Consider the following 19,972-nt stretch of genomic DNA (forward strand, 5'->3'; position numbering starts at 1 on the left):
CCCCGTAGGAGCAGGTTCCACGCCACCAAGCGCTCGATCAATAGGCGCGACCGAATTGGAATCTAGCTCTGGTCGTAATCTTCTACGCATGACAACTTGCGAGCATCTTTCCAAGCTTTCCAAGGTCGACGGCCCGCCCGCGCGCACGCCCGAGGGCTGCGAGGAGTGCCTGGCCTCCGGTTCACGCTGGGTGCACCTGCGCCGCTGCCTGGACTGCGGGCACATCGGCTGCTGCGACTCCTCGCCGAACAAGCACGCCTCCAAGCACTTCCAGGCCGACGGCCACCCGGTGATGCAGTCGTTCGAGCCGGGCGAGTCGTGGCGGTGGTGCTTCGTGGACAACCAGGTCGGCTAGCGCTCCAGGATGGCCTCCTCGAAGTCGAGCTCGGCCATCACCTTGCGCAACACCTCGTCGTCGATGCGGCGCTGGTCGCGCAGCCGGACGAAGACCTCACGCTCGGCCAGCAGCATCTCCTGGCGCAGGCGCCGGTAGATGGCGCTGGGCGTCTCCGAGCCGTCCTGGCCGGTGCCGCCGCCCAGCCGCTCCCAGGCGGTCAGCGCCCGGCGCTCGGTCTTGGTCCGGAGCTGGTCGAGCACGTCCTGGGTGATCTCGTCCGGTTCCCCGGGCGCGGCGCGCTCCAGCGCGGCCAGCCCGGCGGCCAGCGCCTCCTGCTTGGCCGCCGCCTCGGCGAGGGTGTCCTGGAACTCCTCCTCGGTGCTGGAGACGCGCAGCCGGCGGATCAGCATCGGGAAGGTCAGCCCCTGCACCAGCAGGGTGCCGATCACCGTGGTGAAGGTCAGAAAGGCGACCAGGCTCATGCCCGGCATCTCGATCACCACGAAGGCCGCGGCCAGTGAGACCACCCCGCGCATGCCCGCCCAGCCGACCAGCACGATGTGCGAGGCGGGCGGGCGCTGGCGCGTCAGGTTGCCGAAGATGAAGACCCACACGAACCGCGCCAGCACGGTCACCAGGAAGACCACGACCGCGTAGAGCGTGAGCTGGCCCGCGGAGTAGTCCTTGGGCAGCACGGTGATCAACTGCAGGCCGATCAGCGCGAAGACGATCGTCTCCAGGAAGAAGTCGAGCAGCTTCCACACCCCGTCGGCCACCAGCCGGGTGCCGAACCCCATGCGGTGCATGCGGTTGCCCAGGTACAGGCCGACGATCACGACCGAGATGACGCCCGAGGCGTGCACGATCTCGGCGGCCAGGTAGGAGGCGAACGGGATGAGCAACATCACCGTGTTCTCCACCAGCGCGTCGCGCAGCCGCTCCATCACCCAGCCGAACACCAGGGCCAGGCCGACGCCGATCGCCGCGCCGACCGCGGCCGAGTAGAGGAACTCGCCGGTCGCGTCGAGCAGCTCGAACCCGGTGCCGGTGACCGCGCCCAGCGCCACCCGGAACGCGGTCAGCGCGGTGGCGTCGTTGAACAGGCTCTCCCCGACCAGGATGGTCAGCGCCTTGCGCGGCAGGCCGAGCCGGCGGCCGACGGCGACCGCGGCGACCGCGTCCGGCGGGGCGATGATCGCGCCCAGCACGAAGGCGGCGGCCATCGAGACGTTCGGGATCATCCAGTGCACGGTGAGGCCGACCGCGGTCATGGTGAACAGCACCAGGCCCACCGACAGCAGCGCCACCGGCCGGGTCACGTCGCGCAGGCGCAGGTAGGAGGCGTCCCAGGCGGCCGAGTAGAGCAGCGGCGGCAGGAAGACCAGCAGCACCAGCTCCGGCTGGAGCTTGAACTCGGTCGGCGCCAGGGGCGAGGCCAGCAGGCCGGCCAGCACGAGCAGCAGCGGCGCGGGCCAGCCCTTGCGCCTGGCCAGCCCGGCCACCGCCAGGGCGCCGCCGGCCAGCAACAGCAGGCGAAGGCCGGTCATCGGGTCCACACGCACTCCTCAGGACGGATCTGCTTCATTTCAGGATCGGGACCCGCTCCCCCAGCGAGCGAACCACCTCGGCCACACCCGGGAGTACGGCCGGCCGCAACCGGATCGGCGGCCCCGCCACGATTTTCGTGGGCACGAACGCGGGACGGGCCCGCCAGCCATCCCCGGTTCGCTCGAAGCGGAACCGGGCCAGGACGCCCTCGTGGGTCGCGGCCAGGTTGGCGGAGGGGTTGGCGACCTGGTTGCCCAGCCCGTAGGCCACCCATTTGCCGCGGATGCGGTCGAACGGCTGGACGACGTGGGCGTGGTGGCCGACGATCAGGTCCACGGCGGGCGAGGCGAGCACGGCCTTGGCGACGGCGCGCTGCTGGGCGCTGGGGGCGTGCTGGTACTCCTCGCCCCAGTGCAGGCTCACGATCACCACGTCGGCGCCCCTGGCCTTGGCGCGGCGGGCGGCGGCGGTGATGCGGGCGGGGTCCAGGCTGTCGTTGACCAGCCAGGGGCGGCCTTTCGGGACCGGGATGCCGTTGGTGCCGTAGGTGTAGGACAGGTGGGCCACGCGCACCCCCTTTACATCGTAGATCACGTTTTTTCGGGATTCGCGGGCGTTTCGGGCGGAGCCGGTGTGGGCCAGGCCGGCCCGGTCCAGGGCCTGCAGCGTGCGGCGGACGCCGGGCTCGCCCTGGTCCAGGGTGTGGTTGGAGGCGGTCGAGCAGCCGTCGTATCCGACCCGGACCAGGGCGGTCAGCACCTGGGGTGGGGCGCTGAACAGCGGGTAGCCGGTGTACGGGCCGCGTCTGGGCGCCAGCGGGGTCTCCAGGTGGCACAGGGCCAGGTCGGCGGCGGCTACCTGCTTGCGTACGCCTCGGAACATCGGCAGGAAGTCGAGCTCGCCACCGCCGTCGTGCCGGGCCTGGAGGATCAGGGGGCGGTGGAGCAGGATGTCGCCGGTCGCGACGACGGTGAACGACTCGGGGCGGGGGCCGGCCGCATGGCTCCCGGCATCGTCCGGAGCGGCCGGGTGGGTCCCGGCACTGTCCGGAGCGGCCAGGTGGGGGTCGGCCGGGTTGCCGGGTCTTGGCGGGGCGGCGGGTCCTGGGGCGATCGCCTGGAGCCGGATCGTGGGCACGGCCGGGTGTCCGGTGATGGACGGCAGGGCGGCCATCGTGCGCACCCGCGCCGGGATGGGCCTGTCGTGTGCCGGGATGGGCGGGCGGGGGGCGGCCTGGACGGAGGCAGGGACACTTGCTGCTCGGAGGCGGTCGGGCGGCGGGGCGGTGGCGGGCGCCAGGCAGGCGGGGGCGCACGCCACCGCCGCGAGGGCGAGGCGCGCAAGATCCTTACGCACGGACGCAGGTTACGCGCTCGGCGCGCTCCCCGCGAACATCCCCAGGCGGCCACCAGGTGCGCTCGCCAGGTGCGGTCGCCAGGTGCGGTTTACCAGGTGCGGTCGTCGTACTGCTGGTCGGGACGGAGCCGCTCGCCGGTGACGAACATCTCGTCCGGGATGTAGGGGCGGGAGATGGGCTGCTGCGGGTCGGGCTGCGGGGTGCTGAGCGCCAGCAGCGGGTCGAGCGGGCTCGGCTGAGCCTGGTGCGGCTGCCCGTTGTGCTGGTGAGGGTGCTGGGCGCCGTGGGGCTGCCCGTTGCTCTGCCCGCCCAACTGCTGGCCGTGCTGGGCGCCGGGCTGGCCGTTGTGCTGGCCACCGTGCTGCTGGGGGTGCTGGCCGTGCTGCTGGCCGTGCTGCTGGCCGTGCTGCTGGCCGTGGTGCGGGGAGACGGCCGGCTGGGGGCCGGTCTGGAGCGGGTGCCCGGACATCGGGCCGGTCTGCGGTCCCCCGCCGGCGCCGCCACCGCCGAACCCACCGGTGCCGCCAGTGCCACCCGCTGCCCCGGCGCCGCCGGTGCCGCTGCTGGTGCCGGGGTGCTGGCGGCGGCGGCCGGCGCCGGGGATGCCGTGCATGGGCGTGCCGAGGCCCGGCGCGGGCGGGGCCACGGGCGCCTCGCCGTACTGCTGGCCCTGGCCCTGCCCCTGGCCCTGGCCCTGGTGGGCAGGCTGGCCGGAGTAGGACGGCTGCGTGGCGGGCGCGAAGGGGTCCTGCTGTCCGAACGGGTCCTGCTGCCGGCCGAACGGATCGGCCTGCCCCTGCCGGTCCTGCTGCGCGAACGGGTCGGAGTGCGGCTGACCGAACGGGTCCGGCTGCGCCTGCCCGTAGGGGTCGGACGGCTGCTGGGCGAACGGGTCGGACGGCTGCTGGGCGAAGGGGTCCTGCTGGTAGCGGGGCTGCTGGCCGTATCCGCCGTCCATGGGCGGCGGCGAGTACGGCTCGGCGATGGGCAGCCCGAGCGCGTCCGTGCGGTACTGCGGCTGCGGCGACTCGCCCGGAAGCTGGTAGACGGGGTCACCGGACGACGAGGCCGCCATCGGCTCGGCGTACCCCGACCCGGCGGGATACCCGCCCGGCCCGGTGCTCTCGCCGAAGGAGGCGACGAGCTTGTCCGGGGGCGGCGGCGGGGTGCCGCGCGCGACCAGGACGTCCGAGGGCGACATCGTCGCCGTCGGCCGCTCGTCGGCCACCGGCTGCACGCCGGGGAAGGGGTCGGGGGGCCGGTTGTACTGGCCGGTCCCGGGGATCACGGGGGCTTCGGCGGGCGCCGCCTGCTCGCCCTGGAGCTCGGCCAGCCCGTCGTCGAGGGTGTCGAGAAGGCGTCCGACATCGTCCATGGGCATGCGGAAGCTGGCGGTGCACATCTCCCCTCGCCACAGACTGAGCACGAGGGTGCCCTCGTGCCAGGTGACCCGGAGGCACCGCTCCTGGCCTCGGGCATCGAAGAACACTTCGCCGAACGACGGCAGCGGCACAACTTCCGACATGTTGGACATTTTTGAGTAACCAACCCGTATTCGTCCACTCAGCCACGGAAACCCCAGCAAAACCGGGCCTCACCCGGACCCCAAGAAAGATCTTTCTTGACCTCCGGACGTCGCCAGTGTGCCACGCGAGCCGTCGGACGGGCTCTGGAACGCCGGGATGCGCATGCCTCGCCACGGGAAGTTATCCACAATGCGAGCCGGTCCGCCCCCCGGATGCGGGTACCGTTTACTCCCGTGCCGGACTCCCTCCTTCCCCCAGTCGAAGAACTTCTCAAGGCCGCCGTCAGCTCGCTGGGCGGAAGCGAGAGACCTGGTCAGGTGACCATGACGCGTGCCGTCCAGCATGCGATCGACAAGGAAGAGCATCTGGCCGTGCAGGCCGGCACCGGCACCGGCAAGTCGCTGGCCTACCTGGTGCCCGCGATCCGGCACGCGATGGAGTCCGACACCACCGTGGTGATCTCCACCGCCACCATCGCGCTCCAGCGCCAGCTCGTCGACCGCGACCTGCCCCGGCTGGCCGAGACGCTCGCCAAGGAGCTGCCGCACGAGCCGACCTTCGCGATCCTCAAGGGCCGCCGCAACTACCTGTGCCGCTACAAGCTCACCGCCGGCTGGCCGGAGGAAGAGGAGCAGGACCAGCTCTTCGACCCGCGCGAGGTCAGCGCCACCGGCCGGATGGTCCAGCGCATCCAGGAGTGGGCCGAGGAGACCGAGACCGGCGACCGTGACGAGCTCGTCCCGGGCGTCAACGAGTCCGCCTGGCGGCAGTTCTCGGTCAGCGCCCGCGAGTGCCTGGGCTCCTCCCGCTGTCCCAGCGCCGCCGAGTGCTTCGCCGAGGCCGCCAAGGCCCGCGCCGGCGAGGTCGACGTCGTGGTCACCAACCACGCGCTGCTGGCCATCGACGCCATGGAGGAGATGTCCATCCTCCCCGAGCACGACGTGGTCGTCGTAGACGAGGCCCACGAGCTCGTCGACCGCGTCACCTCCGTCGTCACCGACGAGCTCTCCGAGAACTCCGTCTTCCTTGCCGTACGGCGAGCAGGCCGGCTCATCGAACAGCCGGTCGCCGACCGCCTCCAGGAGGCCGGGGAAGACCTCAAGGCGCTCCTGGCCGCCGCGCCCGACGGCCGCATCGACGAGCTGCCCCAGGTCCTCGGCCTGACGCTCGCCCTGGTCCGTGACTCCGCCCACGCTTGCATCACCGCCATGGGCTCGCGCAACGCCGACAAGGACGACCCGGAGAAGGGCGGCCAGCGCAAGATGGCCTTCGCCGCCCTCGACGAGGTCCACGACACCGCCGTGCGCATGCTCGACGCCTTCGGCCACGAGTCCGAGGTCGACCGGGCGGAGGTCGTCTGGCTGGAGGCCGGCACCGACCGCCGCCCGCCCATCCTGCGCGTCGCCCCGCTCGGCGTCGGCGGCATGTTGCGCGACAAGCTCTTCGGCGACCGTACCGTCGTCCTCACCTCGGCCACCCTCGCCCTCGGCGGCACCTTCGACGGCCTGGCCCGCCAGTGGGGGCTGGGCGACGGCGAATGGCAGGGCATCGACGTCGGCTCGCCCTTCGACCACCCCCGCGCCGGCATCCTGTACGTCGCCAAGCACCTCCCCCAGCCCGGCCGCGACGGGCTGCCCGAGGCCTACCTCGATGAGATCACCGAGCTGATCCAGGCCGCCGGGGGGCGTACCCTCGGGCTCTTCTCCTCCATGCGGGCCGCCAAGGCCGCCACCGAGGCGCTCCGTGACCGGCTCGACGTCCCGCTGCTGTGCCAGGGTGACGACTCGACGATGCTCCTGGTCCGGCAGTTCGCCGAGGACGAGCCCACCTGCCTGTTCGGCACCCTGTCGCTGTGGCAGGGCGTGGACGTGCCCGGGCCCTCGCTCCGGCTGGTCATCATCGACCGCGTGCCCTTCCCCCGGCCTGACGACCCGCTCACCTCGGCCCGCCAGCGGCACGTCGCCGCGCGGGGCGGCAACGGCTTCATGGCCGTCGCCGCCAACCACGCCGCGCTGTTCCTCGCGCAGGGGGTCGGCCGGCTCATCCGCTCCCAGGACGACAAGGGCGTCGTCGCCGTCCTCGACCCGAGGCTGGCCACCGCCCGGTACAGCGGGTTCTTGCTCAACTCGCTGCCCCCCTTCTGGCGCACCACCGACCCCGCCATCCCCCGCGCCGCCCTCAAACGCCTCGCCGGTTAACCCACCCGGGGCTGCCCGCCGACTCAGGGGGAGACCGCCGGGCGGCCGGAGGCGGGTTGGACACGCGCATCGGTCAGGGGCGGGGGCGGCGGTATTTGATCCAGATGTCGCCCGCCCGGACGTAGCCGGTCAGGTGCACCACCACGCCGTCCGGGGCCAGGGGGATCGGGGGGCGGTTGAAGACGGCGCCGAGGGCTTGGCGGCGCACCTCCTCGGCCCGCACCTGCCAGCCCCGCGGCACGAGGATGGTGACGTCGTTGAACCACGACCGCACCTCCAGGTCCACCACGATCTCGCGGTGGCGGCAGTCGGCGGCGGTGAAGTCGAGCCGGACCTTGCCGGTGCCGCCGATCCCGACCTTGATCAGGGGTGGGACGGTCCAGCGGCCGTCGCGGACCAGCTTGCCGCGGGTGAGCTCCAGGACGGAGTCCCTCTGCGGGGTGGTGGACGGTGGCTCGCCGGTCGGGAGGTCGGCGAGGAGGTCGCTCAGCTCGGCGATCGTGCGGGCGGTGTAGACGCGGTCCACTCGGGCGACCAGTTCGTCCACGCTGATCCGGCCCTCCTCCACGGCGGCCCGCAGCCGGTCGGCCGCCTCTTCCCGGTCGGCGTCCCCGGCCCGGACTCCAGGGGAGATCTCGACCTCGTGGGAGGACTCGTCCCGGTGAGGGGCACCCTGGTGGGACTCGGTCTCATGAGCCGCGGACGAGGCGGCCGGCCCGGGGGCGGCCGGGTCGGGTGGCTGGGAACCGGCGGGAGAAGGCGGGGGGTGAGGGTGAGGGGTGGGATCGGGCATGGGTGTCACCCTAGATCGGGCACCCCGGCCAAGACGATGGGCGAGACTGTGAGGCGTGACTTTCGGCCCACGCCAGTTCCAACTGGTCCTGATGCATCGCATGCGTGACGTGAACGCCCCACGGGTGGAGGAGGCGCTGAAGGAACTGCACGCCTCGGCGGCGGAGGTGCGGGCGGCGCAGACGCAGTGGACGAAGATGGCGTACTCGGCCCGGGCGCCCCGAGGGCTGCGGGGGTTGCGCGCGGTGCTGGGGAGTCCGGTGTCGGAGGGGACGGCGGAGTTCGGGGCGTTGAGCTGCAAGGTGGCCAGGTGGCGCCTGCCGTACTGGCCGGAGCTGGAGTTCGAGGCGGTGGCGGGACCGGGCGGCGGGGTGTGGCACCAGTGGCTGGTCCGGCCGGGCGAGGTCAGGCGGGTGGGGTTCGCGGAGCTGGTGCCGTGGACGTGCGTGGTGGCGGACGTGGTGGCGAGTTTCCCGGGCGCGGAGCAGCGGGAGGGCGCGGCACCGAACCACTGGGCGGTGGATTTCTCCCATGAAAGCCGGAAATATCGTGCGCTGTTTGTCTATGGACTGTTCCAAGGTTTCGCTCCAGCGGGCAGGAACCTTGCGGATGCCTAAGATCGGACCATGTCCGATGAGGAGATCCACGACAGTCCGACCGGCTGGGTCGCCAAGCACATCCAGAGCTACGTCGAGAGCGACGGGGCCAAGGGCCACTCCTTCCACGGCGCGCCGACGCTGCTGCTGACCACCACGGGACGCAAGAGCGGGCTGCGCCGCCGTACCGCGCTGATCTACGGCAGGGACGGGGACGACTACGTGATCGTCGCCTCGCTGGGCGGCTCGCCGACGCACCCGCTGTGGTACCTCAACCTGGAGGCCGACCCCAGGGTGGAGGTGCAGGTGAAGGCCGAGCGGTTCGAGGCGACGGCCCGCACGGCCACGCCCGAGGAGAAGGCCCGGCTGTGGCCGGGGCTGGTGAAGATCTTCCCGAACTACGAGTCCTACCAGCGGAAGACCACCCGGGACATCCCGGTGGTGATCCTCACCCGCCGCTGACCGGACCGCCCAGACCCGCCGGCGCGGCTCCGCCAGGACTCGCCGGCGGCAGATCGTTCACCAGACCGTTCGCCGCCGAATCCCCCTCACCGAAACCGGTCCCTCCTCGTGAACGCAGTGCGCTTCAACATCCTCGGCCCGCTCGAGGTGCTCGCCGGCGGCCGGCCGGTGCATCTGGGCGGCCCGCGCCCGCGCGCGACCATGGCTCTCCTGCTGCTCAACGACGGCCACGCGGTCTCCGTCGAGCGCCTGATCGACCTGGTGTGGGGCGACGACCCGCCGCAGTCGGCCAGGGGCCAGGTGGCGATCGCGGTCTCGGGGCTGCGCCGGGCGCTGAAACTGGCCGGCGCCGATCCGGCGCTGATCGAGACGGTCGGCGCGGGCTACCGCGTGCTCGCGCCGAGTCTCGACGCGCGGGAGGCGGAGGAGCTGATCGCGCGCGCCCGCCGCTCGGCTCCCGAGCAGGGCGCGCCCCTGCTGGAACAGGCGCTGGGGCTCTGGCGCGGGCCGGTGCTGGAGGGCCTGGGCCGGGTCACCGACGCGGCCGAACGCTGGTCGGAGCTGCGCCCGGCGGTGCACGAGGAGTGGGCCGGGCTGGAGCTGGAGCTGGGCCGGCACGCCGAGGTGATCGACCGGCTGGCGGCGTTCGTCGCCGAGCACCCGCTGCGCGAGCGGTCCCGAGCGCAGCTCATGCTGGCGCTGCACCGTTGCGGCCGCCGGGCCGAGGCGCTGGAGCTCTACCGGAGCGGCCACCAGTTGCTCGCCGAGGAGCTGGGGCTCGAACCGGGGACGGAACTGCGCGAGCTGCACCAGGCGATCCTGCTCGACGACCCCGGCCTGCAGGCGCGCAGGGACGACAGGGGCGGCCCGGTGCCGTCGGAGCTGCCCGCCGACCCGGCCGCCTTCACCGGGCGGACCGAGGAGCTCAAGCGGCTGGCCACGCTGCTGGGCGAGGGCCGGGCGGTCATCGCCGCCATCGCCGGTGCGGGCGGGATGGGCAAGTCGGCGCTGGCGGTCAAGGCCGCCCATCTGGCCGCGCACGAGTTCCCGGACGGCCACCTCTACGTCAACCTGCACGGTTCGACGCCGGGCGTGGAGCCGGTGCAGCCGGTGGAGGTGCTCGGGCGCTTCCTGCGCTCGTTCGGCGTCCCGCCCGACGAGGTCCCGGACAACCCGGACGAGGCGGCGGGCCGGTTCCGCTCGCTGACCAGCCGGCGGCGGGTGCTGGTGGTCCTCGACAACGCGCTCGACAGCGCGCAGGTCCGGCCGCTGCTGCCCGCCGGGGCCGGCTGCGCGGTCGTGGTGACCAGCCGCGGCGTGCTCTCCACGCTCGACGGCGCGACGCACCTGCGCCTCACGCCGCTGGCCGAGGAGGAGGCCGCCGCGATGGTGCCGGGCTCCCCCGCCGAGCGCGCGGAGCTGGTCCGGCTGTGCGGGGGCCTGCCGCTGGCGTTGCGCATCGTGGCCGCGCAGCTCGCCGCCGACCCCGGCACCGCGCCCGCCGATCTGATCGTCAAGCTGGCCGACGAGCGCCGCCGCCTCGACGCGCTCCAGCAGGACGACCTCGCCGTCCGGGCCGGGCTCGCGCTCAGCGTGCAGCGGCTCGCCCCCGAGGACGCCCGGCTGTTCGCCGCGCTCGGCGTGCTGGATGCCTACACCTTCACCCCGGCGCTGGCCGGCGCGATGCTCGGCCGCGAGACCGAGTCCGGTTTCGCCCGGCTGACCGCCGCCGGGCTGCTCGAACCGCTCGGCCCCGGCGGGTCCGGCTCCCTGCGGTACGGCACGCACGACCTGATCCTGCTGCACGCCCGCGAGCTGGCCGCCGCCCTCGACGACCGCGACGAGCTGCTCGACCGGGGCGCGAACTGCTACTTCGCCACCACGATCACCGTGCACGCCGCGATGCAGGCCGGCGAGCTCACCGGCCTGGAAGGCCATGAGCCCACCCACCCCGGCCTGCCGCTCGCCACCGCCGAGCAGGCCGTCGCCTGGCTCGACGCCGAGACCCCCGACCTGGTCACGGCCTCGCTGCAGCTGCTGCGCGAGCCGCGCTGGTACCCGCTCGGCGTGCGCCTGGCCCGCACGCTGGGCCGGGTGCTCCTGCACCGGGGCGGCATCCGCGAGCTGACCCTGCTGGCCGGGGAGAGCGTGGCCGCCGCCCGGGCCGCCGGCGACACCGAGCAGCTCGCCGAGTCGCACAACATGTACGGCGTGGCCCTGCTCATCACCGGCCGCCTGGCCGAGGGTGTGGCGCAGGTGGAGAGCGCGACCGCGTTGTGGAAGGCGCTCGACGACCGCCCCCGCCAGGCGTCGGCGCTCAGCAACATGGCCATGGCACACCTGCGCATGGGCCGCCCTGACCGCGCCATCGCGGCGATGGACGAGGCCGTCGCCATCCGCCGCGAAGCGGGCGACGGCGAGGGCCTGGCCGACGCGCTGGACAACCTCGGCATCCTGCACGCCAGGACGGGCGACCTGGACCGAGCCCTGGTGCTGGCGCAGGAGGCGCTGGACCTGCGGCGCGGACTCCGCCTGACCCGCGCGCAGGGCGTCTCCTACACCAACCTCGCCGACCTGTACCGGATGCGCGGCGAACCCCGGCTCGGGCTCGGCTGCCTCGATGAGGCGCTCGCCCTGGCCAGAACCCATGGCGACCAGCTCACCGAGGCGGCCATCCAGTGGCAGCTCGGTGACACCCGGGCAGAACTCGGTGACGAGCCCGAGGCCCGGCTGGCCTGGGCCGGGAGCGTCGCGATCCTCGTGGACAGCGGCCTGATGACCGCCGACGAGGGTGAGGCGCACCTGGCCCAGCCGCGTCCGGGCCCTCCCGGGCCGATCGGCCGCGGGATGTAGGCCCGGTGAACCGCCGGACCCCCGGTCACACCGGCCGTTCACCGTGTCTCACGGTAGCGGCCGGCGATATGGATCCTCTATGAGCGGGCCGGCCAACCCTCTATGCGCGGGCCGGCCCGCCCTCCACGAGCGGGCCGGTCAGCCCGCTATGAGCCCGCGCCGGGCCAGGGGCCGAGGCCGGGGCGCTTGGGGTCGAGCCCGTCCCCCGACGAGGTGCCCCGCAGCCGCCGCGAGATCCACGGCACCAGGAACTCGCGCACCCACCGCGCGTCCTCCTTGCGCCGCGCCCGCGGATCGACGTCGTCACGCGGCGGCCAGGAGTAACGCCAGGTGTCCTCCCCCGCCACCCCGAGCACGTCGAGCACCTTGGCGGCGACCAGCCGGTGCCCCTCCTCGTTGAGGTGGATCCGGTCGGAGCTCCAGGCCCGCCAGTCGCGGATGGCCTGCATCGACCACTGGTCGACCACGCGGCAGCCGTACAGGTCGGCGATGGAACGGATGTGCAGGTAGAAGATCGCGAACTTGCCGCGCATCCGGCGCATCAGCGGGGTGTCGCGCACGTCCACCCCGGTGAACAGCAGCACCTCGGCCCCGGTGGCGCGCAGCTCGCGCACCGCGCCGGCCAGCGTCTTGGCCATCTGGTCGGGGTCGCTGCCCGGCCGCATCAGGTCGTTGCCGCCCGCGCAGAAGCTGACCAGGTCGGGCCGCATCTTGACGGCCAGCGGCACCTGCTCCTCGACGATCTGCGCCAGCAGCTTGCCGCGCACCGCGAGGTTGGCGTACTCGAAGTCGGGGTGCACCTGCGCCAGCCGTTCGGCGACGCGGTCGGCCCAGCCGCGGAAGTGCCCGTCGGGGCCCGGGTCGTTGAGCCCCTCGGTGAAGCTGTCCCCCAGCGCGACGAACTTCACAGCGCCTTCAGTGCCAGCACGTAGGAGTTGAGGCCGAAGCCGGCGATGGTGCCGGTGGCCACGCCGGCGACGACCGACAGGTGACGGAACTCCTCCCGGGTGGCCGGGTTGGAGATGTGCACCTCGATCAGCGGCGCGGTGCGCTGCGCGGCGGCGTCGCGCAGGCCGTAGGAGTAGTGGGTGAAGGCGGCCGGGTTGATGACGACCGGGATCTTCCCGTCGGCGGCCTCGTGCAGCCACCCGATCATCGTGGCCTCGTCGTCGGTCTGGCGCACCTCGACCTCGTAGCCGAGCTCCGCGCCGGTCTGCTCGCAGAGTTTCACCAGGTCATCATAGGTGTCGGCGCCGTAGACGTCGGGTTCGCGGGTGCCGAGGCGGCGCAGGTTGGGGCCGTTCAGGACCAGGACCCTCATCGCGAGACCTCCCAGTAGGCCGCCTGCAGCAGTTCCTCCGACGGCCCTTCGAGCCGGGCCGGCTTGGCCAGGTCGTCGAGGACGACGAAGCGCTGCTTGGCGCCGCGGTTCTTCTTGTCGAGCCGCATGTGGTCGCGCAGCGCCGGCCAGGCGTCGCGCCGGTAGAAGGTGGGCAGCCCGACCGAGGTGAGGATGTCGCGGGTGCGGTCGACCAGGTCGGCGCGGCCGGACAGGCGCGACAGCTCGGCGGCGTAGACCATGCCGATCGCCACGGCCTCGCCGTGCCGCATGCGGTAGTCCTCGTGCCGCTCGATGGCGTGGGCGAGGGTGTGGCCGTAGTTGAGGATCTCGCGCAGCCCGGCCTCGCGCAGGTCGGCGCCGACCACGTCGGCCTTGACGCGGATCTTGCGCTCGATCAGCTCCCGGGTGTGCTCGCCCTCGGGCCGGGTGGCGGCGGCGGGGTCGTCCTCGACCAGCATGAGGATGGTCGGGTCGGCGATGAAGCCGCCCTTGATGATCTCGGCGAGACCGGCGACGTAGTCGGCGCGGGGCAGCGAGGTCAGCGTGGTCAGGTCGCAGAGCACGCCGGCGGGCGGCAGGAAGGTGCCGACGAGGTTCTTGCCCTCGGGGGTGTCGATGCCGTTCTTGCCGCCGACCGCGGCGTCGACCATGGCCAGCAGCGTGGTCGGCACGAGCACGACCTTGATGCCGCGCAGCCAGGTGCCGGCGATGAAGCCGGCCAGGTCGGTGGTCGCACCGCCGCCCACGCCCACGACCGCGTCGGAGCGGGTGATGCCGTAGCGGCCGAGCGCCGACCAGAGCTGGGCGGCGACCTCGACGGACTTGGCCGCCTCGCCGTCGGGCACCGGCAGCGCGACGACCTCGTAGCCCGCCTCGGTCAGCGACGCGACGACCGGGCGAGTGATCTCGGGCAGGGTCGCGGGGTGGATCACCGCCACCGTGCGCACCCCCTCGCCGACCAGCGAGGGCAGCTCGCCCAGCACGTCGGTGCCGACCACCACGTCGTACGGCTGATCGCCGCGCACGGTGATCCGGGTCGCGCTCACGAGGCCAGCCCTTCCACGATCTCCTCGGCCAGCTCCTGCGGGGCGCGCCCGTCGGTGGCCACGGTCAGCACGGCCAGCCGCTCGTAGATCGGGCGGCGCTCCTCCATCAGCTTCTTGAGCTGGCTGCGCGGGTTGAGCACCAGCAGCGGCCGGGCCGAACCCAGGCCGACCCGCTGGACCGCGTCGGACAGCCCCACCTGCAGGTAGACGACGGGGTGGCCGTCGAGCAGGGCCTGGGTCGCCTCGCGCAGCACCGCGCCGCCGCCGAGCGACAGCACGCCGTCGTGCTCGGCCAGCGCCTGGCGGACCGCCTCGGCCTCCAGCTCGCGGAAACGCTCCTCGCCGTCCTCGACGAAGATGTCGCTCACCGGTTTGCCCGCCACCGCCTCGACGTCGGCGTCGGTGTCGCGGAAGCCCACGCCGAGCTTGGCGGCGAGCAGGCGGCCCACGGTGGTCTTGCCCGACCCGGGGGCGCCGATCAGGACGGCCTTCATCACTTGATCACCATCGAAGAGAGGTATCCGGACAGGTTGCGCGCGACTTCCTCGACCGAGTCGCCGCCGAACTTCTCCAGCGCCGCGTCGGCCAGCACCAGGGCGACCATCGCCTCGGCGACGATGCCCGCGGCCGGCACCGCGCAGACGTCGGAGCGCTCGTGGTGGGCCTTGGCCGCCTCGCCGGTCTTGACGTCGATGGTGGCCAGCGCCCGCGGCACGGTGGAGATCGGCTTCATCGCGGCGCTGACCCGCAGGACCTCGCCGTTGCTCATGCCGCCCTCGACGCCGCCCGCGCGGTTGGTGATGCGCTTGACGCCGTCGGCGGTGGTGTACTCGATCTCGTCGTGGGCGCGGGAGCCGGGCCGGTCGGCGGTCTCGAAGCCGTCGCCGACGCCGACGCCCTTGATCGCCTGGATGCCCATCAGCGCGGCGGCCAGCCGGGCGTCGAGCCTGCGGTCCCAGTGCGTGTAGCTGCCCAGGCCGGGCGGCAGGCCGTAGGCCAGCACCTCGACGACGCCGCCGAGCGTGTCGCCGTCCTTGTGCGCCTTGTCGATCGTCTCGACCATGGCCGCGCTGCCGGCGGCGTCGAAGCAGCGCACCGGGTCGTCGTCGATGCGGGCCAGGTCGGCCGGGAGCGGCAGGGCCTCGGCGGGCGTGCGGGTGCCGCCGATGGAGACGACGTGGCTGAGGATCTCGACGCCGAGCGCCTGCTTGAGGAAGCGCCGGGCGACCTCGCCGAGCGCGACGCGCGCCGCGGTCTCGCGGGCGCTGGCGCGGTCGAGGACGTTGCGGGCGTCGTCGAAGCCGTACTTCTGCATGCCGGCCAGATCGGCGTGGCCGGGACGCGGGCGGGAGCGGGGCGCGTTGCGCGCCATGCCCTCCAGCTCGGCCGGGTCGACCGGGTCGGCCGCCATGACCTTCTCCCACTTGGGCCACTCGGTGTTGCCCACGCGGACGGCCACCGGGCTGCCCATCGAGCGGCCGTGCCGTACGCCGCCGACGATGGAGACCTTGTCCTCCTCGAACTTCATCCGCGCGCCGCGGCCGTAGCCGAGCCTGCGGCGGCGCAGCGCCTCGTCGATCGCCGCCGTGGTGACCTCTACCCCTGCGGGGAGGCCTTCCAGGATCGCGACGAGTTCGGGGCCGTGGGACTCTCCGGCGGTCAACCAGCGCAACATGCCGTCAAGTCTTCCAGATCCGGCCAGGTGCACCGTCCCTGCGGTCACTGGATGAGACAGATGGCCGCCAGGCCGCCCAGGAGCATGAAGGGGCCGAAGGGGAACTCGGTGGACCGGTCGGCCTTCCTGGCCAGGAGCAGGCCGACGGCGTAGCAGGCGCCCAGCACCTGGCCGCCGACCGCGGCGACGGCCCAGCTCTGCCAGCCGAGCGCCGCCGTCGCCAGCCCGATCAGGCCGGCCAGCTTCACGTCGCCCAGGCCCATCGCCGCCGGGCGGACGAACCACAGCACGCCGTACAGCAGCCCGAGCGCGAGCGCGCCCAGCAGGGCGCGGAGCAGCTCGCCGGTCGGGATCAGCAGCAGGGCCAGGATCGGGTAGGCGGGCAGGGTGAGCACGTCAGGCAGCCGGAAGGTGCGCCAGTCGACCACCGCGAGCAGGGTGCCGAGCAGCCCCGCGAACAGCAACCCCGGCAGGTACGGCGGAGCCGCCCGCCACGCCACCAGCGCGCACACCGCCCCGGTGAGCAGTTCGACGACCGGGACCCGGGCCGGCACCGGCCACCGGCGCAGCGCCGCCAGCGCCCGCCGGGCCTCGGCCTTGGTGTCGGGCGGGTCGGCCTCGAAGGCCCCGGCGGCGGCGCGGACGTACACCCCGGCCAGGAAGCCGAGCACGCCGCAGAGGAGGACGAGCACGGCCCGACCCTAGCCGAGCCTCACGAGCCGGACCGGCGAAGCCGGCCGAACCACCTGCGGCCCTCCGGCTTGGGCGGGGCCTCCGGCTTGGGCGGGGCCTCCGTGACGCGGGCGACGGTGACGGAGTCGAGCTGGTCGACCGTCCCGGACTCCACCGCCGCCATGACCTCCAGCATGGTGCCCTCGATGACGAACGGCCTCGGCCCCGCGACGTCGATGACCACCGCCGCGGCGCCCTCGTGCGCGGCGGCCTGGCAGACCTGGAGCGCGGTGGCCTGGATCGGCCGGGCGTCCGGCCGCCAGCGGGCCAGGGCCTCGGCGCCGGTGAAGGCCAGCACCGCCTCCCGCCCGTCCTGGCCGACCAGCTTGGGGAGCGCCATCTCGCTCTCCTTCTCCTGCTTGAGCCCGTTGGGCCCGACCTCGGACGAGGTCAGCAGGGCGACCACCGGCACCAGCAGCCGCGCCTCGCCGAGCGCGGTCAGCACGGCGGTGGCGTCGGCCGTCCCGGCGGCGTGGGCGGCGAGGGCGGCGGTGAGGGCGGCGTCGGCGCTGCCGTCGTCACCTGGGACGAGAGGTTGCGGAATGCTCGGCACGACCATCGAGGCTACCGCTGATAATGGCTGGTATGCGGATCGCGGTGGCCGCCGACAGCCTGGACGGCGTGGCGGAGAAGGTGGTGGCCGAGCTGCGCGCGCGGGGGCACGAGGTGGCCGTGCACGGCGCGCTCGACCCGGGGGCGCGGGCCGACTGGGCGTGGGCGGCGGAGGCCGCGGCGCGCGCGGTCGCCGAGGGGCGGGCCGAGCAGGCGGTGGTGTGCTGCTGGACCGGCACCGGGGCGAGCATCGCGGCCAACAAGGTGGCCGGGGTGCGGGCTGCGCTGTGCACCGACGCCGAGACCGCGCGCGGCGCCCGCCGCTGGAACGACGCGAACGCGCTCGCGCTCAGCCTGCGGCTCACCTCCGAGGTCGTGCTGCGCGAGATCCTCGACGCGTGGTTCGCCGCCGAGCCGAGCGCCGACCCGGCCGACGTGGCCAACATCGGTCACCTCACCGACATCCAGCGCGGCTGACCTCCGGCCTTCTCCGCGCGACCGGCCTCCATCGGCCTCCATCGGCCTCCACCGGCCTTCAGCGCGCCGCTGAGCCGAGCCGCCGCAGCAGGTGCGCCCACCCCGCCCCGGTCTCCCCCTCCAGGACGGCGGGCAGCCCGGTGTGCCGCAGGGTCAGCGTGGTGCCCCCGTCCTCCGCGACCAAGGTGATCTCCACCTGGGACGCGCCGGGCGCCAGATCGGGCGCTCCAGGCGTGGGCTCCCACCCGAAGGTGAACACCAGCCGCTCGTACGGCACCAACTCCACGAACTGCCCGCGCATCACCGGCCGCGGCCCGCCCTCCATGGCCACCCGCAGGTCCCCTCCGGGCCGGGCGTCCACCTCGGCCTCGCCCCACCAGGCCGCCAGCCGGGCCGGGTCGACGAGGAACCGCCAGACCGTCTCCGGCCGGGCCTGGATGCGCACCCGCTGCTCGGTCACGACGCCGCCCTCCCGTTCCTCCCGCTCGGCCTCCTGCTCGGCCTCCTGCTCGGCGGCCTGGCGCAGCCGGCCCAGCGCGGCCGACCACATGCCGTCCACGAAGCTCACCGCGTCGGCCAGGCCCTCGGGCCGCAGCCGGTAGAAGCGCCGGTTTCCCGCCCGGCGCATCTCCACCAGACCGGCGGCGACCAGCGTGCGCAGGTGCTGGGAGACCGCCGGGCGGCTCATCCCGGGGAAACGGCCGGCGATCTCCCCCGCGGAGACCTCGCCGTCGCGCACCAGCAGGAGGATGGCACGCCGGGTGGGGTCGGCCACCGCGCGCAGCGCGTCGTCCATCCGGTCACCGCTTCCCTTCGCCGTCCCGTCGAGGCAGTATGTAAGTTGTTAAGCAACATCTTACATAGGGAGCACGCCCATGGCACCTCATCCGGAGAACCGCCGCCTGGACGCCCTGGTCGGCCACTGGCGTACGGCGGGCAGGACCGTCAGCGGCCCGGCGGCTGCGATCAGCGGAACCGACCATTACGAGTGGCTGGCCGGCGAGCACTTCCTCGTCCACCGCGCCGACGTCGTGATGGGCGGGGAGCCCGTCGCGGTCCTGGAGCTGATCGGCCCCTACGACCCGGCGACCGGGACCTATCCCATGCGCGCCTTCGACAACCAGGGCGCCTTCACCACCATGACCGCCAGCGTGGACGCCGACGGCGTCTGGGCCTTCGCCGGCCCGGCCGAGCGGGCCACCCTCACCCTCGCCGCCGACGGCTCGGCGATGGCCGCCGCCTGGGAGCGCACCGAGGACGGCTCGGCCTGGGAACCCTGGATGGACATGACCTTCACCAGGGAGTCCTAGCCCTTCGCCAGCACCGGCTCCGCGACGGCCGCCGGACGCCCGGACGGGCGGTGCCGCAGGGCGCCGGCCCGCACGACCACGAGCAGGGCCATCACCGCGATCAGCCCGAAGGCCGCCTGGTAGGACACCCCGTCGGCGACCATGCCGGTGACCGCCGGCGCGGTCAGCCCGGACAGGTAGGTGATCGTCGCGACGCCCGCGATGCCCTCGCCGGGGGTCCGGCCGATGTGCCCGGCGGTCGCGAAGACCAGCGGCACGACCGTCGCCAGCCCCAGCCCGAGCAGCGCGAACCCGGCCACGCAGACCGCCTGCGAGGCTCCGGTGGCGACGAGCAGGCCGCCGAGGGCCGCCAGCGCGCCGCCGCTCCTGGCGACCGCCACCGCGCCCATCCTCCGCACCAGCGTGTCGCCGGCCAGGCGCGTGCCGGCCATGAAGAGCATGAAGACGGTGTAGGCCGCCGCCGCGAGGCCCGGTCCCGCGCCGGTCACCTCGGTCATGTACACCGCGGCCCAGTTGGAGCTGGCGCCCTCGGCGAAGGTGCCGCAGAAGCCGACCACGCCGATCGCCAGGATCGCCTTGGTGGGCAGGGCGAAGCGGCGGGGGGCCGGCGCGGCGGCGGCCTCGGGACCGGCCGGCATCAGGCCGCGTCCGGCGAACACCCCGACGACCACCAGCACCAGGGCCAGCCCGCCCAGGTGCAGCCGGGCGTCGACCTCCAGGTGCGCCGCCAGCACGCCCGCGGCGCCGGCCACCAGGCTGCCGACCGACCACATGCCGTGCAGGCCGGAGACGATCGGCTTGCCGAGGTGTCGCTCCAGGGCCACCCCTTCGGCGTTCATCACCACGTCGCACATGCCGGCGGCGACGCCGTACAGCAAGAAGATCACGAACAGGACCGGCACCGAGGGGGCCAGCGCGGGCAGGGCCAGCACCGCGCACCAGAACGCGAGCAGGACCCGCGTGGTGGTCCGGCCGCTGAAGCGGTGGGCCAGGTGGCCGGCGGTGGGCATGCCGATGAACGCCCCCACGGCGGGACACAACAGGATCAGCCCGAGCACGCCCGCCCCCAGGTCGAGACGCTCCTGGAGCCAGGGGATGCGGGTGGCCAGACTTCCGGCGGCGGCGCCGTGCAGCGCGAAGACGAAGGCGATCGATCGGTGGAAGCTCAT

At 73.6% G+C, this 19,972-nt stretch carries 20 protein-coding genes; 7 read left to right on the forward strand and 13 right to left on the reverse strand.

The genetic code is table 11. The features are described from left to right. Positions 1–88 precede the first annotated feature (88 nt). Positions 89–355, forward strand: a complete 267-nt coding sequence (locus AB0I67_RS10480; protein WP_357920837.1) for a UBP-type zinc finger domain-containing protein — start codon at positions 89–91, stop codon at positions 353–355. Here the strand turns inward: AB0I67_RS10480 and AB0I67_RS10485 are convergent. From AB0I67_RS10485 to AB0I67_RS10495, 3 genes are all read right to left on the reverse strand, one after another. Then, positions 352–1,884 (reverse strand): Na+/H+ antiporter, encoded by a 1,533-nt coding sequence (locus AB0I67_RS10485; protein ID WP_357920839.1) that lies wholly within the window; start codon positions 1,882–1,884, stop codon positions 352–354. The genes AB0I67_RS10480 and AB0I67_RS10485 overlap by 4 nt on opposite strands. Positions 1,885–1,918: 34 nt before the next feature. Then, on the reverse strand, positions 1,919–3,241 hold the full coding sequence (locus AB0I67_RS10490; RefSeq protein WP_357920842.1) for a CapA family protein: 1,323 nt from the start codon (positions 3,239–3,241) through the stop codon (positions 1,919–1,921). Positions 3,242–3,330: 89 nt separating this feature from the next. Further along, a complete protein-coding gene (locus AB0I67_RS10495; protein ID WP_357920845.1) occupies positions 3,331–4,767 on the reverse strand; it encodes a hypothetical protein in 1,437 nt (478 codons plus the stop codon). 213 nt (positions 4,768–4,980) lie between these two features. On the opposite strand from AB0I67_RS10495, the gene AB0I67_RS10500 reads away from it, so the two are divergent. Further along, positions 4,981–6,966, forward strand: a complete 1,986-nt coding sequence (locus tag AB0I67_RS10500) for an ATP-dependent DNA helicase (RefSeq protein ID WP_357920848.1) — start codon at positions 4,981–4,983, stop codon at positions 6,964–6,966. 73 nt (positions 6,967–7,039) lie between these two features. Here AB0I67_RS10500 and AB0I67_RS10505 read toward each other — a convergent pair whose 3' ends face one another. Then, entirely contained in the window at positions 7,040–7,759 is a 720-nt protein-coding gene (locus AB0I67_RS10505) for a DUF1707 domain-containing protein (protein ID WP_357920851.1), read from the reverse strand. 100 nt (positions 7,760–7,859) lie between these two features. On the opposite strand from AB0I67_RS10505, the gene AB0I67_RS10510 reads away from it, so the two are divergent. From AB0I67_RS10510 to AB0I67_RS10520, 3 genes are all read left to right on the forward strand, one after another. Continuing rightward, complete coding sequence (locus AB0I67_RS10510; RefSeq protein ID WP_357920854.1) at positions 7,860–8,375, forward strand: hypothetical protein; 516 nt, start codon at positions 7,860–7,862, stop codon at positions 8,373–8,375. 9 nt (positions 8,376–8,384) lie between these two features. After that, entirely contained in the window at positions 8,385–8,816 is a 432-nt protein-coding gene (locus tag AB0I67_RS10515) for a nitroreductase family deazaflavin-dependent oxidoreductase (protein ID WP_357920857.1), read from the forward strand. A gap of 108 nt (positions 8,817–8,924) precedes the next feature. After that, entirely contained in the window at positions 8,925–11,669 is a 2,745-nt protein-coding gene (locus AB0I67_RS10520; RefSeq protein WP_357920860.1) for a BTAD domain-containing putative transcriptional regulator, read from the forward strand. Between the two features lie 146 nt (positions 11,670–11,815). Here the strand turns inward: AB0I67_RS10520 and AB0I67_RS10525 are convergent, their stop codons facing one another. From AB0I67_RS10525 to AB0I67_RS10555, 7 genes are read right to left on the reverse strand one after another with little or no spacing between them, the layout of a single operon-like run. Beyond that, positions 11,816–12,577, reverse strand: coding sequence for an SGNH/GDSL hydrolase family protein (locus AB0I67_RS10525; RefSeq protein WP_357920863.1), 762 nt, complete (start codon positions 12,575–12,577; stop codon positions 11,816–11,818). After that, positions 12,574–12,990, reverse strand: coding sequence for a type II 3-dehydroquinate dehydratase (gene aroQ / locus AB0I67_RS10530; protein ID WP_357920866.1), 417 nt, complete (start codon positions 12,988–12,990; stop codon positions 12,574–12,576). Before aroQ ends, AB0I67_RS10525 begins: the two co-directional genes overlap by 4 nt. Beyond that, entirely contained in the window at positions 12,987–14,057 is a 1,071-nt protein-coding gene (aroB, locus tag AB0I67_RS10535; RefSeq protein ID WP_357920869.1) for a 3-dehydroquinate synthase, read from the reverse strand. Before aroB ends, aroQ begins: the two co-directional genes overlap by 4 nt. Further along, positions 14,054–14,551, reverse strand: a complete 498-nt coding sequence (locus tag AB0I67_RS10540; RefSeq protein ID WP_357922143.1) for a shikimate kinase — start codon at positions 14,549–14,551, stop codon at positions 14,054–14,056. The genes aroB and AB0I67_RS10540 overlap by 4 nt, the downstream gene beginning before the upstream one ends. Continuing rightward, positions 14,551–15,732, reverse strand: a complete 1,182-nt coding sequence (aroC, locus tag AB0I67_RS10545; protein ID WP_357920872.1) for a chorismate synthase — start codon at positions 15,730–15,732, stop codon at positions 14,551–14,553. The genes AB0I67_RS10540 and aroC overlap by 1 nt, the downstream gene beginning before the upstream one ends. A gap of 44 nt (positions 15,733–15,776) precedes the next feature. Continuing rightward, complete coding sequence (locus tag AB0I67_RS10550; protein WP_357920875.1) at positions 15,777–16,424, reverse strand: A24 family peptidase; 648 nt, start codon at positions 16,422–16,424, stop codon at positions 15,777–15,779. A gap of 20 nt (positions 16,425–16,444) precedes the next feature. Further along, positions 16,445–17,017, reverse strand: coding sequence for an SseB family protein (locus AB0I67_RS10555; RefSeq protein ID WP_357920878.1), 573 nt, complete (start codon positions 17,015–17,017; stop codon positions 16,445–16,447). Positions 17,018–17,049: 32 nt separating this feature from the next. Between AB0I67_RS10555 and AB0I67_RS10560 the strand changes: the two genes are divergently transcribed. Beyond that, on the forward strand, positions 17,050–17,493 hold the full coding sequence (locus AB0I67_RS10560; RefSeq protein ID WP_357920880.1) for an RpiB/LacA/LacB family sugar-phosphate isomerase: 444 nt from the start codon (positions 17,050–17,052) through the stop codon (positions 17,491–17,493). Between the two features lie 58 nt (positions 17,494–17,551). Here AB0I67_RS10560 and AB0I67_RS10565 read toward each other — a convergent pair whose 3' ends face one another. Continuing rightward, positions 17,552–18,289: a metalloregulator ArsR/SmtB family transcription factor gene (locus AB0I67_RS10565; RefSeq protein ID WP_357920883.1), complete on the reverse strand. Its 738-nt coding sequence runs from the start codon at positions 18,287–18,289 to the stop codon at positions 17,552–17,554. A gap of 79 nt (positions 18,290–18,368) precedes the next feature. On the opposite strand from AB0I67_RS10565, the gene AB0I67_RS10570 reads away from it, so the two are divergent. Beyond that, complete coding sequence (locus AB0I67_RS10570) at positions 18,369–18,803, forward strand: DUF1579 family protein (protein WP_357920886.1); 435 nt, start codon at positions 18,369–18,371, stop codon at positions 18,801–18,803. On the opposite strand, the gene AB0I67_RS10575 is transcribed toward AB0I67_RS10570, so the two are convergent. Further along, complete coding sequence (locus AB0I67_RS10575; protein WP_357920889.1) at positions 18,800–19,972, reverse strand: MFS transporter; 1,173 nt, start codon at positions 19,970–19,972, stop codon at positions 18,800–18,802. The genes AB0I67_RS10570 and AB0I67_RS10575 overlap by 4 nt on opposite strands.

This window comes from Nonomuraea sp. NPDC050310 (assembly GCF_040655795.1).
Taxonomy (GTDB): Bacteria; Actinomycetota; Actinomycetes; order Streptosporangiales; family Streptosporangiaceae; genus Nonomuraea.